17 protein-coding genes are annotated in these 16638 nt (G+C 70.5%); 9 read left to right on the top strand and 8 right to left on the bottom strand.

Features of this window, described 5'->3' with window-relative positions; genetic code table 11:
- Positions 1 to 9: 9 nt before the first annotated feature.
- Positions 10 to 1305: a hypothetical protein gene (locus GC092_RS02450; protein WP_324013922.1), complete on the bottom strand. Its 1296-nt coding sequence runs from the start codon at positions 1303 to 1305 to the stop codon at positions 10 to 12.
- A gap of 267 nt (positions 1306 to 1572) precedes the next feature.
- Here GC092_RS02450 and GC092_RS02445 point away from each other — a divergent pair, with 267 nt between their 5' ends.
- Complete coding sequence (locus tag GC092_RS02445; RefSeq protein WP_271174293.1) at positions 1573 to 3117, top strand: SDR family oxidoreductase; 1545 nt, start codon at positions 1573 to 1575, stop codon at positions 3115 to 3117.
- Positions 3118 to 3216: 99 nt separating this feature from the next.
- On the opposite strand, the gene GC092_RS02440 is transcribed toward GC092_RS02445, so the two are convergent.
- The 3 genes from GC092_RS02440 to soxR form a co-directional block, all read right to left on the bottom strand.
- The gene (locus GC092_RS02440; protein WP_271174294.1) at positions 3217 to 3849 is read right to left on the bottom strand and encodes a superoxide dismutase; all 633 of its coding nucleotides are present in this window, start codon (positions 3847 to 3849) and stop codon (positions 3217 to 3219) included.
- A gap of 27 nt (positions 3850 to 3876) precedes the next feature.
- Positions 3877 to 4371, bottom strand: a complete 495-nt coding sequence (locus GC092_RS02435) for a flavin reductase family protein (RefSeq protein WP_324013919.1) — start codon at positions 4369 to 4371, stop codon at positions 3877 to 3879.
- A 62-nt stretch (positions 4372 to 4433) separates the two neighbouring features.
- Positions 4434 to 4901, bottom strand: a complete 468-nt coding sequence (gene soxR / locus GC092_RS02430; RefSeq protein WP_324013917.1) for a redox-sensitive transcriptional activator SoxR — start codon at positions 4899 to 4901, stop codon at positions 4434 to 4436.
- A gap of 121 nt (positions 4902 to 5022) precedes the next feature.
- Between soxR and GC092_RS02425 the strand changes: the two genes are divergently transcribed.
- Positions 5023 to 6321 carry an alpha-galactosidase gene (locus GC092_RS02425; protein ID WP_324013916.1) on the top strand — a complete coding sequence of 433 codons (1299 nt, stop codon included), beginning with the start codon at positions 5023 to 5025 and terminating at the stop codon, positions 6319 to 6321.
- A gap of 286 nt (positions 6322 to 6607) precedes the next feature.
- Positions 6608 to 7624, top strand: coding sequence for a magnesium/cobalt transporter CorA (corA, locus tag GC092_RS02420; RefSeq protein ID WP_324013913.1), 1017 nt, complete (start codon positions 6608 to 6610; stop codon positions 7622 to 7624).
- Between the two features lie 12 nt (positions 7625 to 7636).
- Here corA and GC092_RS02415 read toward each other — a convergent pair whose 3' ends face one another.
- The 4 genes from GC092_RS02415 to GC092_RS02400 all read right to left on the bottom strand — a co-directional run bounded on the left by GC092_RS02415 (position 7637) and on the right by GC092_RS02400 (position 9435).
- Positions 7637 to 8020 (bottom strand): hypothetical protein, encoded by a 384-nt coding sequence (locus tag GC092_RS02415; RefSeq protein WP_324013912.1) that lies wholly within the window; start codon positions 8018 to 8020, stop codon positions 7637 to 7639.
- An 86-nt stretch (positions 8021 to 8106) separates the two neighbouring features.
- The gene (locus GC092_RS02410) at positions 8107 to 8604 is read right to left on the bottom strand and encodes a hypothetical protein (protein WP_324013909.1); all 498 of its coding nucleotides are present in this window, start codon (positions 8602 to 8604) and stop codon (positions 8107 to 8109) included.
- 58 nt (positions 8605 to 8662) lie between these two features.
- Positions 8663 to 9094, bottom strand: coding sequence for a YkvA family protein (locus GC092_RS02405; protein ID WP_324013908.1), 432 nt, complete (start codon positions 9092 to 9094; stop codon positions 8663 to 8665).
- Positions 9091 to 9435, bottom strand: a complete 345-nt coding sequence (locus tag GC092_RS02400; RefSeq protein ID WP_324013907.1) for an ArsR/SmtB family transcription factor — start codon at positions 9433 to 9435, stop codon at positions 9091 to 9093. The genes GC092_RS02405 and GC092_RS02400 overlap by 4 nt, the downstream gene beginning before the upstream one ends.
- 83 nt (positions 9436 to 9518) lie before the next feature.
- Here GC092_RS02400 and GC092_RS02395 point away from each other — a divergent pair, with 83 nt between their 5' ends.
- From GC092_RS02395 to GC092_RS02370, 6 genes are all read left to right on the top strand, one after another.
- Positions 9519 to 10811: an FAD-dependent oxidoreductase gene (locus GC092_RS02395; RefSeq protein ID WP_324013904.1), complete on the top strand. Its 1293-nt coding sequence runs from the start codon at positions 9519 to 9521 to the stop codon at positions 10809 to 10811.
- Between the two features lie 75 nt (positions 10812 to 10886).
- Positions 10887 to 11360, top strand: coding sequence for an HD domain-containing protein (locus GC092_RS02390; RefSeq protein ID WP_282980067.1), 474 nt, complete (start codon positions 10887 to 10889; stop codon positions 11358 to 11360).
- Between the two features lie 445 nt (positions 11361 to 11805).
- Positions 11806 to 13092 (top strand): ABC transporter substrate-binding protein, encoded by a 1287-nt coding sequence (locus GC092_RS02385; RefSeq protein ID WP_324013902.1) that lies wholly within the window; start codon positions 11806 to 11808, stop codon positions 13090 to 13092.
- A gap of 4 nt (positions 13093 to 13096) precedes the next feature.
- Positions 13097 to 14029, top strand: coding sequence for a carbohydrate ABC transporter permease (locus GC092_RS02380; protein WP_324013901.1), 933 nt, complete (start codon positions 13097 to 13099; stop codon positions 14027 to 14029).
- A complete protein-coding gene (locus GC092_RS02375; protein WP_324013899.1) occupies positions 14026 to 14922 on the top strand; it encodes a carbohydrate ABC transporter permease in 897 nt (298 codons plus the stop codon). The genes GC092_RS02380 and GC092_RS02375 overlap by 4 nt, the downstream gene beginning before the upstream one ends.
- Complete coding sequence (locus GC092_RS02370) at positions 14919 to 16595, top strand: hypothetical protein (RefSeq protein ID WP_324013898.1); 1677 nt, start codon at positions 14919 to 14921, stop codon at positions 16593 to 16595. Before GC092_RS02375 ends, GC092_RS02370 begins: the two co-directional genes overlap by 4 nt.
- The last annotated feature ends 43 nt before the right edge of the window (positions 16596 to 16638 follow it).

Raw genomic sequence — 16638 nt, 5'->3', positions numbered from 1 at the left:
AGCGAGGGGTCAGATGCTGTCGCGGTACTCTTCGATCGGCGCACCCGGCGTGCCATCCGAGTACGCGACGCGGATCAGGGGATTGCTCAGCTTGAGGTCAACGAGCGACCTGCCCAGCGTGATCGACGCGGCACCGGAGCCGCCGAACGTGATCGAGCCCGCGGCGGACCCGCCGTAGGTGACGGTCGCCGTCGATCCGGGCTCGCCGACCACCGAGAGCGTGTAGCTTCCGAGCACCTTGATTCCCAAGAGGCTGAGCGTGTAGTTCTCGCTGAGCCCCGCGAACTGGAGGGGATCAGGTGCGGGGGCCGGCGGTTCGCTCGTGGGCGGCGGAGGTGGCTCACTCGTGGGAGGAAGACTCGGGCTCGGCGGCTGTGAGGGCTCGCTCGTGGGCGGCGTCGAAGGCTCCTCGGTCGGCTCGGAGGGTTCGCTGGGCTCTGTCGGCGACGGCTCAGCGGGCTCGGACGGCTCGCGGGTCGGCGCGGGCTCAGAGGGCTCAGACGGCTCGCGCGTGGGCGCAGGCTCCGAGGGCTCCCGGGTGGGCGAGGGCTCGGAGGGCTCGCGCGTCGGAGACGGGTCCGATGGCTCCCTCGTCGGAGACGGCTCGGACGGCTCGGACGGCTCCCGCGTCGGCGAGGGGTCGGATGGATCGCTCGGCTCGCGCGACGGCTGCGGCTTCGTCGTCGGAGACGGGTCGTCGAGATCGAAATCGAAGTCGGGCCACCACGGGAAGGGGCTCGGGCTCGAGTCCTGGTCCTCGTCCCCATGGTCGTCTCGGCCGCCCCGGTCGTCCTGCCCCTCGCGGTCGTCGCCGTCGCGCTCGTCCTGGGGGTCATCGCCGCCGCCGTTGTCGTCGTCGCCTCCGCCGCCGGAGCGATCGTCGGGCTCATCCGAGCGCAGGTCGTCAGGAAGCGTCGACGGCAGGATCCCGAGCGGCTCGAGGTCATCGGCGGGCGGCTCGACCACCTCGACGGCGAGTCCGCCCTCGCCGTCCGCCTCGGGGGTGCCCGCGTAGGTCCCCTGCTGTGCCTCAGCGAAGGTGAAGCCCGACCCGAGGAGCGTCCCGCCGCCGCCTCCCGGAGTGAACGCGGTCGCCACGGCGGCGATCACCGCAGCCGCCGTGCCTGCGGCGACGAGCTGACCCGCGCGGAACGACGATCCGTTCGCGGCGTCCTCGGTGCGCACGGGCGTGACCGGCGCCGCGAACGGCAGAGCCGCGATGCCCGAGGCACCGCCGCGACGCGGAGCGGACCCGTACGACGGCAGGATGAGCGGCGTCACGGGCGCCGTGTCGAGACGGCGCACGGGCACCGCCTCAGGGAGGCCCTCCCGACGACTCCGACGCGCGCCGCCATGCGAAGACGCGGCCACGGCGTCGTCTTCGCCAGCGGTCATAGCTGCTCTCCGTGCCATCCGGTCGCGCACCCGCAGTCAGGGCCACGTCTTCCCCCGTGCCAGCCGGCACAGAACACCGGTATTCTAACCAGCCGTCATCTCGGCGCAAGGAATCGCATGGTCGCGCCGGCTGTCAAGCGCTGGGCGGCGGCGAACGGGGCCTCCTAGCCTGAGCGGATGATCGACCTCACGGCGCCCACGGGACACGAACCGGCATTGCGCGCGCTTCCGCGAGCGGACGGCACACCACCCCGCGCGCTCGTGCTCGGGGCGACGGGCTATGTCGGCGGCAGACTGACGCCGCGGCTCGTCGCAGCCGGATACCGCGTGCGCGTGCTCGTGAGAGACGCCGCTCGTGCACGATCGCTGCCGTGGGGCGACGAGGTGGAGATCGTCGAGGGCTCCGCTGCTGAGGCGAGCGCGGTCGCGCGTGCATGCGACGACGTCGATGTGCTGTTCTACCTCGTCCACTCCATGGGAGCCGGCCGGGGATTCGAGCGCGCAGACGAGCTCGCGGCGCAGACCGTCGGGAAGGCGGCGGCCACGGCCGGTGTCCGTCGCCTCGTCTATCTCGGCGGACTCCATCCCGCCGATGCCGAGCTCTCACCGCACCTCCGCTCGCGCGTCGCCGTCGGGGAGATCCTCCTCAACTCAGGGGTGCCGACTCTGGTGCTGCAGGCGGGGGTCGTGATCGGCTCCGGCTCGGCGTCATTCGAGATGATCCGCCATCTCACCGAGGTCCTCCCGTACATGCCCGCGCCGCGCTGGGTGCGGAACCGCATCCAGCCGATCGCGATCCGCGATGTGCTCCACTATCTGCTCGGAGCCGCACGGGCGCCCAGCGGGATCAGCCGTGCGATCGACATCGGCGGTCCTGACGTGCTCCGATACGGGCAGATGATGAACGGCTACGCGATCGAGGCGGGGCTGCGCCAGCGCGCCATCGCCGCGCTGCCCGTGCTCACGCCGACCCTCGCATCGCACTGGGTGAACCTGGTCACTCCGGTGCCGCGTGCGATCGCGCGCCCGCTCATCGCGTCGCTTCAGAACGAGTGCATCGTGAAGGACGGCGTGCCCGACGACCTCATCCCGCCTCCCGCAGGCGGGCTGACGCCGTATCGCGAGGCGGTGCGCCTCGCGCTCGGCCGCCTCGACGCGGACCGTGTCGAGACGAGCTGGCAGGACGCCGAGGTCTCCGGCGCACCGAGCGACCCGCTGCCGAGCGACCCCGAATGGGCCGGCCGCACCGTCTTCACCGATGAGCGCGAACGCTGCACGCGCGCCTCGGCCGAGGACGTCTGGGAGATCGTGCTCGGCATCGGGGGCGAGAACGGCTGGTACTCCTCACCCGTCCTCTGGGCGGCGCGCGGCTGGATGGACCGGGTTGCGGGCGGGGTCGGACTGCGCCGCGGGCGGCGCTCCCGCAGCGCGGCTCGCGTCGGCGACGCGATCGACTTCTGGCGTGTCGAAGCGATCGAGGACGGCCGTCTCCTGCGGCTGCGGGCGGAGATGAAGGTCCCGGGTGCCGCGTGGCTCGAGCTGGGGGTCGAGCCGGACGGCGCCGGCGCCCGGTACCGGCAGCGAGCGGTGTTCTTCCCGCGCGGTCTCGCCGGACGCCTCTACTGGCTTGCCGTCCTGCCCTTCCACGGATTCATCTTCGCGGGGATGGCCGAGCGCATTACGGCGGCTGCGGAGGCGCTCGGCGGCCTCAGCGCCCGATGACACTCGCGACGGCGCCGACCGCGACGGGCACGGCGAGCAGCGCCAGAAGCGCTGCCCGCCGCAGCCGTGTCGCGAGTCGCGCGCCGTCTGCGCGAGGGCTCAGCTCGCCGCCGGGACGATGAGGCCCGACGTCGCCGTGCGGGCGGCCTCGAAGCGGCGCTGCACGTCGGCCCAGTTGACGACCTCCCAGAACGCCTTCACGTAGTCCGCGCGCACGTTCTGGTAGTCGAGGTAGTACGCGTGCTCCCACACGTCGAGCTGAAGAAGCGGGGTGACGCCGAGGGGCGCGTTGCCCTGCTGGTCGAACAGCTGGAAGATCACGGGACGCGCGCCGACCGAGTCCCACGCGAGCACCGACCATCCCGAGCCCTGCACGCCGAGCGCCGTCGCGGTGAAGTGCGCGCGGAAGCCGTCGATCGAGCCGAACGCGTCCTCGAGCGCCGCCGCGAGCTCGCCCTCGGGCGCTCCGCCGCCATCCGGCGACATGTTCTGCCAGAACACGCTGTGGTTGATGTGACCGCCGAGGTTGAACGCGAGGTCCTTCTCGAGCTTGTTCACGTTGGCGAGGCTGTTCGTCTCGCGCGCCTCGGCGAGCTGCTCGAGCGCCGTGTTCGCACCCGTGACGTAGGCCTGGTGGTGCTTCGAGTGGTGCAGCTCCATGATGCGCGCCGAGATGTGCGGCGCGAGCGCAGAGTAGTCGTAGGGAAGATCGGGCAGTGCGTATGCGGGCATCGTTTCCTTCTCTCTGGGTGGGTGCGGTCAGCCGACCGCGGTGGGGTTGAGGACGTGGAAGGCGCGATCGAAGTAGACGACCGGCTCGCCGGCCTCCCCTTCGATCACGTCGAGGACTTCAGCGAGGACCAGGGAGGACGCGCCCACGGGCGTCACCTGCAGAGGCCGGCAGCGCAGCGCGAAGCGCGCCGACGGGAGGTAGGGCTCGCCCGTCTCGAGCGTCGACCAGCCCTGCTCCGGAGTGAAGCGGTCGGCGCCCGTGACCGCGAAGGCCTGCGCGGTCTCGACGTGGCGCGCGGTGACGAGGTTCACGACGAACGACTCGGCGCGGAGGATGCCGCCGGCACTCCCCCGCGACCGGGTCACGGAGAACGCGAGGGCGAGCGGGTCCAGTCCGACCGACGCGACGCTCGAAGCCGTGAGCCCGACCGGGCCCTCCTCCGTGCGAGCCGACACCACCGCGATCCCCGCCGGATGCAGACGGAACGCGGTCTTGAAGGCATCGACGGATGGGCTGTGCATGCTTCGACGGTAGAACCTCAGGTGCACTTGAGGGCAAATCGGCGGCCGATCGCGGCGGACCCTCAGGAAGCGTCGTCGACGTCGAGCCGCCGCGCGCCCGCGCCCTCCTGGCCCAGCTCGTCGTCGGGGTTGAGCAGGCGACACGCGTTCATCGAGAGGCAGCCGCAGCCGATGCAGCCGGTCAGCTCATGCTCGAGACGCTCGATCGCCTGCCGCCGTCGTTCGAGCACCCGCTTCCACTCGCGCGAGGCCCGCTGCCAGTCCGCCTGCGTGGGCCGCCGGTCGAGCGGCACGTCGGCAAGCGCTCGGCGGACGTCGGCGAGCGGGATGCCGAGCCGCTTCGCCACCGCGATCAGCGTGATGCGGCGGATCATGTGCCGGCGGAACCGGCGCTGGTTTCCCGACGTGCGCGAGGCCGCGATGAGTCCGAGCTGCTCGTAGTAGTGCAGCGCTGACACGGCGACTCCGGTTCGCGCGCTCACCTCGCCGACCGTGAGCAGCTGCTCGGGATCGCGTTCGACCTCCGCCATCCGTCCAGGGTAGAGCGCGCTCGCGCCATCCGATCGCCGGTCTCCTCCAACGTGAGAATTCCGGTAGCGTCGTCCGCGGCACCGCGTCGTGCCCTCCCCGCGAACCCGACGAAGGGACACCATGCCGCTCGCGCGCACCACCCCGCCCATGGGCTGGAACAGCTGGGACTGCTTCGGCACCACCGTCACCGAGGCGGAGGTCCTCGCGAATGCCGAGTTCATGGCGAAGCACCTCCTCCCCTACGGGTGGGACACGGTGGTCGTCGACATCGACTGGTCCGATCCGACCGCGCGCTCGCACGGGTACAACGACGACGCGCCGCTCGCGATGGACGAGCACGGCAGGCTCATCCCCGACCCGGGGCGCTTCCCGAGTTCGGCCGGCGGCGCGGGCTTCGGGCCACTGGCCGAGCGCATCCACGCGCTCGGCCTCCGCTTCGGCATCCACACGATGCGGGGCATCCCGCGGCGCGCGGTCGCCGCCGACGCGCCGATCCTGGGCACCGACGCGCGCGCGTCGGAGGTCGCCGACCCCGCGAACGCCTGCGAGTGGAACCCCGACATGGTCGGGCTCGACCATGACCACCCTGCGGCGCAGGCGTACTACGACTCCACGCTCGATCTCTACGCGTCGTGGGGCGTCGACTTCATCAAGGCCGACGACATGCTGTGGCCGTATCAGGCGGCCGACATCGAGGCATACGCGCGCGCCATCGCCCGCACCGGCCGCCCGATCGAGCTGAGCCTCTCGCCGGGCCGCGACCTCTCCCTCACCCGCCTCGATCACCTCCGCGAGCACGCGACGATGTGGCGGATCTGCGACGACCTGTGGGACGACTGGCACGACGTCGAGGCGAACTTCGCCCGTTTCGCGCGCTGGGCGCCGCACGCGTCGGCGAGCGGATGGCCGGACGGCGACATGCTGCCGCTCGGCCGGATCGGCATCCGGGCCGAGCGCGGCGAGCCGCGTCACGACCGCCTGACCCCCGCCGAGCGGGTCTCGCTCATGACGCTGTGGCTCGTGGCCCGGTCGCCCCTCATGATCGGCGGAGACCTTCCGACGAGCGACCCTGCCACGATCGCGCTCTTCACGAACGCCGATGCGCTCGCGCTGCTGCGCGCCGAGGCGAGTCGCGAGGTGTTCCGCGAGAACGGCCTCGTGCTGTGGACGGCCGACGGCACCGACGGCGAGCGCTACGTCGCCGCGTTCAACCTCCACGACGAGGCGCGCGACATCGCCCTCGACGCGCAGAACGTCGACCTCCCTGCGAAGCTCGACGGCGAGCTGCGCGAGCTGTGGACGGGTGCCGAGATCGCGACCGATCATGCCGCCGTGCGCGGCGTCGCTCACGGCAGCACGGCCATCCGCCTCTCCCTCGCACCGCACGGAGCCGCACTCCTCCGCTACGTGGCGCACTGAGAGGTCGGGGCTTCCCCCGACGGAGCGCCGGATTTTGACGCCTCGGCAGCCGCGACGTATCATTCCCCGGGCTCTCCATGCCCATTCCCCGATCCGAAGGCAGGTGATGCGCGATGTCCAGTGATAGTCGCCGCGCCGCCGATTCGCCTTCGTCGATCAGCGTCACTCCTCGCTGACGTCTTCGCCCATCGGCGGCGCCTGCCGCGTGCTCGAGCGCGCGGCCTCTCTGCACGTGCGGAGCCCTGCTCGCGCGTGCCTCGAAGTGAGCAGAAAGAGGTGAATGATGATGGCATTGATCGACAACGCGGTGTACGTGGACGGACACCGCACGGCCGACCCGGCCGACCTGACCGCGACCCGCGAGACCATGCGCGATCGCGACGGCATGGCGTGGATCGGGCTCTATCGCCCGACGGCGGAGGAGATCCGCGCCATCGCCGCCGAGTTCTCGCTCCACCCGCTCGCCGTCGAGGATGCGCTCAAGGGGCACCAGCGTGCCAAGCTCGAGCGCTACGGCGACACGCTCTTCGTCGTGCTCCGGCCGGCGCGCTACCGCGATGACGAAGAGCAGGTCGAGTTCGGCGAGCTCCACCTCTTCGTCGGGCCCGACTTCGTCGTCACTATCCGCCACGCGGAAGCGCCCGATCTCGCGAGCGTGCGCCGCCGGCTCGAGGCCTCGCCTCAGCTCCTCGCGATGGGGCCCGAGGCGGTGCTGTACGCCGTGCTCGACGAGGTCGTCGACAAGTACGCGCCCGTGGTCGCCGGCCTGGAGAACGACATCGACGAGATCGAGGACGAGCTCTTCTCGGGCGCCGACTCGGCTTCCCGACGCATCTACGAGCTCGCGCGCGAGGTCATCGGCTTCCAGCGCGCGACGCAGCCGCTCGTCGCCATGCTCGAGGCTCTCCTGCGCGGCTCCGACAAGTACCGTGTCGACCTCGAGCTGCAGCGGTACCTCCGCGATGTGCTCGATCACGCGCTGCGCATCGCCGATCGCACGGGCGCCTTCCGGTCGATCCTCGAGAACGCGCTGACGGTCGACGCGACGCTCGCCGCTCAGCGTCAGAACGACGAGATGCGCCGGATGACAGAGTTCAATCTCGCGCAGAACGAGGAGATCAAGAAGATCTCGTCGTGGGCCGCCATCCTGTTCGCGCCGACGCTCGTCGGCACGGTGTACGGGATGAACTTCGAGCACATGCCGGAGCTGGACTGGACTTACGGCTACCCGCTGTCACTCGCCCTCATGGTCGGGCTCGGCCTCGCGCTCTGGGGCGTGTTCAAGCGCAAGCGGTGGCTCTAGCGCCCGCGCCGGTCACTCCGACGGGCGCGCCTCCTGCAGCCACTCGGTGCACGGCTTGAGGTAGAGCACGGCGACCGCGGCGACGGCGAGAAGACCCGTCGGCCCCTGGCCGGTGAAGATCCCGAGCAGCATGTTGCCGATCACGATGACCGTCAGCACGGTGCGCGCCCACATGCGCCCGAACCACACGAGGATCGCCAGCACGAGGTCGACGACGACGACGGCTGCGGCGATGAGGAAGAGCGCGGCGCCCTCCTCATCGCCGTGGTCGGATGCATCGACGAAGCCGAGGATGCCGAAGGTGAGCCCCAGGAGGCACGTGAAGACCATGAGCCCGACTCCGATGTGGAGGGCTGTCGGTCGAGGTGGGTGCGTCGCCGCTCGAGGTGCGCTCATGGCGCACAAGCTAGCGTCGCCGTCGGAACGGCGGAAGACGGCGCGACGGTGCCCGGGTCTGCTCCCCGCGGAGCCGACGCCCGCGCTCACTGCGCCGGCAGGCATCCTCCGTCGGCGATGCCCCCGCCGACGTCGATCGTGACGGCCTCCGGTGCGACCGCGCCGAACACGCATCCGCCCGTGGCGGCGACCGCGCCGAACAGCACGTGCCCGGCGCTCTCGCGGGTCTGCACACTGGACAGGCCCTCCGCCTCGAGCAGATCGACGACCGCGTCCGCGGTCACCGGCTCGCCGCTCGCGCGCAGGGCCTCGAGGTCATCGGCGGCGGCCTCGGCGATGTCGCGCGCCGCCTCCTCGACCGCCGGGTCGAGCTCGCCCCGTTGGCGGTAGGCGTCGTTCTGCGCCATCGAGTGCTCGGGGTCGTAGCCGGCGCACTCGGGAGGCAGCTCGACTCCCGGCTGCTCGGGGCACGCGGCGGTCGGTGTCGGCGAGGCGGATGGCGCGCGGCCGGCGGCCGTCGGGGTCGCGCACCCCGTCAGCAGAAGCAGGGCAGCCGAGGCGACGACCAGCGTGCGCGTTCTCATCCCGGCAGGCTACGTCGAGCGTCGGGTCGAGCGCTGTCGGCTCTTCGGCGGACAGGGCTCAGCGGCGAGACCGCATCCGGAGGAGCGCGAGAAGACTGCCGAGCCCATCCTCGCTGCCCGGCCAGTGGCGTTCGATCGGCTCTCGCCCCGCCGTGCGAATGGCGTGCCGCAGCACGAGGATGACGATGATCACGTCATCCGCGTAGCCGAGAACCGGAATAACGTCGGGCACGAGATCGATCGGGAGGAGCAGGTATCCGAGGAGGCCCAGGAGCCACCATCGCGTCGATCGAGGCACCCTGCGATCCGCCGCCAGTCGCCGGATGAGCCGGATCACGTCGGGAACGAGTCGGGCCGCCTCCCGCCAGTCCACGTCTCGCCCCGCCCGCTTCGCCTGGACCCACAGGATGGCGATGAGCCCGAGCCACAGGACGAGGAGCGCGCCGAGCACCGCGACGAGGATGTCGAGCCAGTCCGGCAGCGGCGTCATGCGGTGCGGAGGGCCGCGGCGGCCTGGTCGAGGGCGCCCTTGTCGATCGCGTAGTAGGCCCACTTCCCCCGCTGGTCACGCGTCACGAGGCCCGCTTCCGCAAGGAGCTTCATGTGGTGCGACACCGTTCCCTGGGAGAGCCCGACCGGTTCCGTGAGATCGCAGATGCACGCCTCAGCGCCATCCGCCGACGCGATCAGCGACAGCAGCCTCACACGCGTCGGGTCGCCGAGCGCCTTGAAGACGCGCGCGACCCGCTCCGCGTCCTCGATGCTCATGATCGACGTGATCGGCGGCACGCAGCACGTGCCCGTCCCGTCGATCACCGCAGGAAGACTCATGTCCCCAGTGTCGCACGCATTGACATCTTTCGATAGGTCGGGCACGCTCATCACATTGACGTCTTTCAATCCGAGGAGATCCGATGTCTCAGCTTCCCGTCGTCATCATCGGGGCGGGCCCCCAGGGCCTGGCCACCGCCGCGCACCTCGCCGAGCGCGGACGGGACGCCATCGTGCTCGAGCGGGGCCGCACTGCGGGCGCCGCCGTGTCGGAATGGGGCCACGTGCGGCTGTTCTCAGCCTGGCCGGAGCTCATCGATGCCGCGGCGCGCCGCCTCCTGACTCCGACCGGATGGACCGCGCCGACGGCCGGGTACCCCACCGGCGCAGAATGGGTCGACCGCTACCTCCTCCCCCTCGCCGCCGCCCTCGGCGAGCGCGTGCGCACGGGGATCGAGGTGACCGGCGTGAGTCGCGTCGGACGCGACCGCGTGGTCGACGCCGGGCGCGGTGAGCAGGCGTTCACCGTTCACACGAGGGACGCGGATGGTCGTGAGGCGCGGATCCTCGCCGGCTCGGTGATCGACGCGAGCGGCACCTGGAGCCACCCCAATCCCGCCGGTGCCGACGGGCTTCCCGCCATCGGAGAGACCTCGGCAGCAGGCGCGATCTCCTATCGCATCCCCGACGACGTCTCCGCGTTCGCGGGGCGCCGGGTCGCGGTCGTCGGCGCGGGACACTCGGCAGCGCACGCCGTGCTCCGGCTGGCCGAGCTCGCCCGGAAGACCCCCGGGACGGTCGTCACCTGGGCGCTGCGTCGGGGCGCGGCGGTCCTCGGATCCGGCGACGCCGACGGGCTGCCCGAGCGCGCCGCGCTCGGAGGCCGCGCGCGCCGCGCGATAGAAGAGGGCCTCGTCGAGGTCGTCGCAGGGTTCCGCGTCGCGGAGGTGCGGGCTCACGCGGATGGCGTCGACCTCGTCTCCGAGGACGGACGACAGCTTGCGGGGCTCGGCCACGTGTTCGCCCTCACCGGCTTCCGGCCGGACACGTCTCTGCTGTCCGGGCTGCGCGTCGCCCTCGACCCGACCCTCGAGGCCGTCGCGGGGATCGCCTCGGAGATCGACCCGAACATCCACTCGTGCGGCACGGTCGCCGCGACCGGGGCGCGCGAGCTCGTTCAGCCCGAACGCGGTCTCTTCATCGTCGGAGCGAAGAGCTACGGCCGCGCGCCCACGTTCCTCGCACTGACCGGCTACGAGCAGGTGCGCAGCGTCGCAGCCCACCTCGCGGGCGATCACGACGCGGCCGCACGGAACGAACTCGCCCTCCCCGAGACGGGTGTCTGCGGAGGCGCGGCCGCGTTCGACGAAGGCGGAGGAAGCTGCTGCCCGGCCCCGGTCCTGCAGATCGGATCGCGACCGACCCCCGTGGGGTAGATGCGCACGGCGCCATGGTGCCGCCCTCGCCCACGCTGGGATGCGGTCCATCGGTCAACGATGGAAGATGGACGCGTGAGTGGATGGATCGCTCGACGCGCGGAGAGATTCGCGCGCGCGGCGCACGCGGACCAGGTCGACCTCCTCGGGAACCCGTACGTCGACCATCCCGCACGCGTCGCCGCACGAGCCGAGGGCGACCACGTGCTCGCGGCGATCGGATGGCTGCACGACGTGCTCGAGAAGACCGACACCTCCATCGAGGACCTGCGCGCGGAGTTCCCGGCGCACGTCGTCGAGGCTGTCGACGCCCTCTCGATCCGCGACGACGAGCCCGTCGAGGCCTACTACGGCCGCGTGCGCGCCAATCCGCTTGCGCGCGCCGTGAAGGAGCACGACCTCGCCGACAACATGCGCCCGGAACGGCTTGCGGCGCTCGACGCGGCCACGCGCGAGGTGCTGTTCGCGAAGTACGAGCGGGGGCAGGCGCTGCTCGGGCTCGGCGCTCCCGCACGCGAGGAGCAGCCGTCGACTCCGCTCGCATCCTGAGCCCAGACCTCCGCCGAAGGACCGGTCCCGCACCAGGTCGAGGCGCTGCCTGACTGATCGCTATGCGTCGGTGAAGAAATCACAGGAAGATAACGCCGAGGGTTGCTCCCGTTACCTCCCCGTTATAGAGTCATCGCACGGCAGCTGTTTTGCTGTGGCAGCTGCCGACATGTGATTGCAGGACACTCTTGGTGCAAGGGACAAGGGCCGGGCGGCTTCCTCTCCGCCCGGCCCTTACTTGTGCCGGCTGAGCCCCTGCGCCCGTCGAGCAGGAGTCGAGCTCCGGGTTGCAGATCCCTTCCACGCCGACCATCCGGGCAAGCGCTTGCCCATCCCCGATCAGCGGGCTAGCATCGTGCCACCCACCTTTGTCCGGACGTAGAGACAATCACACATCCGAGACATCCAGCCCGACCGCGGCATCGATGCCGCCGAGGAGGTTTCGATGACGAACCGCAGCACCCGCTTCATCCGCACGTCCGCCTTCGTCGCTGCAGGGAGCGCTGTCCTCGCACTCGCCGGATGCGCAGGCGGCGCGAGCGGCGAGGCCGACAGCATCACGTTCTGGCTGTCGACGAGCGTCGAGCAGCAGGCGGGCTACGACGCGCTCGCCGAGCAGTACGAGGAGGAGACCGGGACCGCCGTCGAGATCGTGAACATCCCGTACGACGGCTACGGCACGCGCCTGCGCAGCGCGGCGCAGGCGAACGAGCTCCCCGACGTGGCGCGCGTTCCGGGGCTCGATCCTCTGTGGACACCGGCGGCTCAGGATCTCGCCGAGATCGTTGACGACCCGGAGAACGGGATCAACGCCGATCTCATCGTGCGAGGCGACGACGACTCGGTGCTCAGCATCCCCTCGGACGTCACCGCATCCGGCATGTTCATCAACAAGACCCTCTTCGACGAGGCAGGCGTCGCCTACCCGACCGATCCGAATGAGACGTGGACGTGGGACGCGTTCCTCGACGCGACGACGCAGGTGCGGGAGGCGACCGGCGCGCAGTACAACCTGACCTTCGATGCATCGCCGTCGCGCTTCCGCGCGTTCCAGTACCAGCTGGGCGGCGAGGCCATCCAGTGGGATGACGGAGAGATCTCCACCAACGACGCGACGATCGACATCTACGAGCGCTTCAAGGCGATGAACGACGACGTGATCATGCCAAAGTCGGTCTGGACGAGCGGCGCCGACCCGAACGCCCTCTTCAAGAGCGGCCAGGTCGTCGCGTACTTCTCCGGCGTCTGGCAGATCGCGGACTTCAGCTCCACGATCACCGACTTCGAGTGGGCCGCAGTGCCGGCGCCGGCGCAGCCCGTGCACGCGACGGACCTCAACTTCGGCGGGCTGACGGTCGCATTCGACAACGGCGGCGGCCGCTCTGAGGCCGCATACGACTTCGTCGACTGGATGTACGACCCCGAGCAGTACGCGGTGCTCGCCGAGACGAACGGGTTCCTCCCCGTCGAGAACGGGCTCGACCTCGCCTACCCGTTCGAGTCGCAGGCCGCGCTCGACGGGTTCGAGCTGTACACGCAGGAGATCGAGCTGGCCGACCCGATCTCGAGCTCGTTCGCTCAGGCGCAGACACGCTGGGCGCTCGACGACAAGGCCCTCGCCGAGGACCCCACGGTCTCCGAGATGGGGGCGTTCATCAACGGACAGCAGGACGCGCAGACCACGCTCGACAACATCCTCGCGGGCTACGAGGACCAGGTCGGAGGCGAGTGAGCGCATGACGACCGCCCTCCAGGCACCGCCGGCGGCCCCTGCGGCCGGCGGTGCCCGGCGACGCCGACCGCTCCACCGCTACCGGGTCGCGCCGCTCACGCTCATCGCGGCGAACGTCGTCCTCTTCGCCCTCTTCTTCGTCTGGCCCGGGGCGATCGGGCTCGCGTACTCGTTCACCGACTACACGGGGATCGGCACTCCCGATTTCATCGGATTCGACAACTACGCCGAGCTGTTCGCAGACAGCGGCTTCTACCAGGCGCTCGCGCGCACGTTCCAGTACGCGATCCTGCAGGTGCCGCTGTCCTACGCACTCGCGCTCGGCATCGCATCGCTCCTCGTCAGCAAGTTCGCGCGGGGGCGTGCGGTGGCGCGCATCGTGTTCTTCATCCCCTGGCTCATCTCCCCCATCGTGACCGGCGTGGTCTGGCGCTGGATGTTCGGGGAGAACTTCGGCTTCGTCAACTTCGTCATCGGGATGCTCGGCGGCGCTCCCGTCCCCTGGCAGTCGAACGCCGACATCTCGCTGCTCGTCGTCGTCTTCGCGGGCGCGTGGGCCGGCACCGCGTTCAACATGCTCCTCTTCATCGCCGCGATCCGGAACGTTCCGCAGGCGTACTACGAGGCCGCCGAGCTCGATGGCGCCGGCTCCTGGCAGCGCTTCCGGCACATCACGCTGCCGAGCATCGCCCCGACGTCGTTCATCGTGATCCTCCTGTCGACCATCGGCTCGATCAAGGAGTTCGCCATGATCCAGGCGCTCAACAACGGCGGACCTGGAACCGAGAACAACCTGCTCGTGCAGTACATCTACCGAACCGGGTTCCAGAACGGCCAGATCGGCTACGCGAGCGCGGCGTCCATGATCCTCATGGTCATCCTCATGGTGATCGCCCTCGTCCAACTGTGGTTCAACAAGAGGAGGGGTGCGGCATGAGCACGCTCACCGAGGTCGTGACGACGGCTCCTTCCCGGCGCCGTCGCCCCGCAGCCGACCGCCTGCGCGGCCCCGCCGAGCGCGTGAAGGCGGTCGGCGCGACGGCACTCCTCTGGATCCTCGTGCTCGCGTTCGGCTTCCCGCTGCTGTGGTTCCTGCTGAGCTCGTTCAAGCCCGCCGGCGATCTCTTCTCCTATCCTCTGACTCTGCTCCCCGAGCGATGGGACTTCTCCGGGTATGCCACGGCATGGTCGAGCTACGACTTCGCCGGCTACTTCCTGAACACGGCCTTCGTCGCCGTCACCACCACCGCACTCACCATCGTCGCCAGCGCCTGCACGGGATACGCGCTGGCGAAGTACGACCGGTGGTGGCTCAAGGCCTTCTTCATCTGCATCCTCGCCACGACGATGCTCCCGACGGAGGTCATCCTGTCGCCGACGTTCCTCGTCATCCGCGACCTGGGCCTCTACAACTCCCTGTGGGGCCTCGTGATCCCCTCGATCATCACGGCGACGGGCATCTTCATGTTCCGGCAGTTCTTCCTGACGGTGCCCGACTCGCTGGTCGAGGCCGCGCGCATCGACGGAGCGAGCGAGCTGCGGATCTTCGCGCGGATCATGATCCCGATCGCGCGGCCGATCATCATCACCCTCGCCATCTTCTCGTTCCAATGGCGCTGGAACGACTACATCTGGCCGCTCATCGTGCTCAACGATCCGGGGAAGTTCACCCTGCAGATCGCGATCCAGTCGATCGTCGGCGCCGAGAACGTCAACTGGTCCGTGCTGCTCGCCGCGTCTGTGATCTCGATCATCCCGCTCGTGATCATGTACGTCGTCTTCCAGAAGTACGTGATGAACGCCGACATCAACGCAGGGCTGAAGGAGTGAGCGAGGACCTCGTCTTCCGTCGGGCGGTGCTCGCGGCCGCGGACCGCGACATCGCGCGTCTTCTCCGCAGCCCGAGCCGAGCGGATGCCCTTCCCGCTCATCGCGAGCTCATGCGCCGGGCGAAGCTGCTCGTCGCGGCCGCGCTCGCTCCGGGGAGCGCCCACGCCGGACGGGGCGATGCCGCCCGGGCGGCGGCCGACCTCGTCATGACGCTGAGCGAGCTGCAGTCCCCCTCCGGACTGTTCGCGGGCGGCGACAACGTCGAGTCGCCGCCCGATTCCGCCTTCACCGTCAGCGATGTCGCCGACGCGCTCGAGCTCATCCGGCGGGCGGATGATCCAGGACCGCTCCGCGAGGTCGCGACGGCGCTCGATCGGATCGCGGAGCGCGCGGCGCCCGCCATGCTCGCGGGCGGCGTGCACACGCCGAACCACCGATGGGAGCTCGCCGGGGCGCTCGCCCGACTCCACCGCCACACCGGCGATCCGGCGCTGCGGAGCCGCGCGGAGACGTGGCTCGAGGAGGGCGTCGACATCGACGCGGACGGGATGTACTCCGAACGGAGCGCCAACTACGCCGCGCACGTGTCGAATCCCTCCCTCACGGCCATCGCCGACATCCTCGGGCGCGAGGACCTGCGGGAGATCGTCGCGCGCAATCTCACGTCCTTCCTCGGGCTCATCCGCGGCGACGGCTCCGTCGAGACGGTGCACTCGCGGCGCCAGGATCAGCGGGACGATCGCTTCCCTGCCGCCCCCTTCCTCGTTCTCTACCGTCGGTACGCCGTGGAGACGGGCCGAGGCGATCTCGCGTGGGGCGCGGAGCGCGCCCGTGCCTCCGGCGTCTCGTCGGACGCCCTCGCCGAGCTGCTCCTCCACCCGGCGATCGGCGAGACGCTTCCCGCGCCGCTCGCACCGGAGCTGCCGAGGCGCGACCGGTGGCCCGCAAGCGGCCTCGTCGTCGACGCGCGCAGCGAGCGCACCGTCGTGGTGTTCGGCGGGTCGGACTACGCCCGCATGCGCCGGGTCCGGTCAGGGCTATCGAACAGCCCCACGTTCCTGCGGCTCGAGGCGGGGGCCGCGCGTCTCGTGTCCGCACGGCTCTCCCGGGACTTCTTCGGTCTCGGCCCCTTCCGTCCTGGCGGTCTCGTCGAAGAGCACGGTCGGCTCGTCCTCGACGAGCGCGTCGAGGGACGGTACTACCAGCCCCTCCCGTCCACGGCCATCCGCGCGATGGGCGACTACGCGCTCGCGGACGAGGGCCGCTTCGCGGCCGCGATGTCCTTCGACGCGAGGGAATCCGATGCGGTAGAGGTCGTGACGCGCATCGAGATCACGCCGAGCGACGACGGCGCCGACATCGAGATCTCGCTGCAGGGCCCTGCCCTGGCATGGTCACTCGAGCTCGCCTTCGCTCCGGGCGGCCGCATCGACGGCGCCGCACCGCTCGGAGGCGGTGCCTACCAGCTCAGGGACGGCTACGGCCGGTGCACGATCGGACACGACGTCATCGAGTTCGGCCCCGCGCTGCCCGGCGGCCCGCCTGCGTTCTACGAGCCGGGAGAGGACTACACCTACCTCGGCGGCACCGACGCGCAGTCCGGTCCGAGGGTCTACATCACGGGGCGCGCGCCCGGGGCGGCGCGTCTCACGCTGCGCGCGCGTGGCACCTGAGGGCGCCCCTGCGCCCCGATCAACTCCTATAGGCGCGCATGGA

It is taken from the genome of Microbacterium sp. JZ37, assembly GCF_035188445.1.
GTDB lineage: Bacteria > Actinomycetota > Actinomycetes > Actinomycetales > Microbacteriaceae > Microbacterium > Microbacterium barkeri.
Note: the sequence above shows the minus strand (reverse complement) of the source record. Positions and strands in the feature narration are given on the sequence as shown.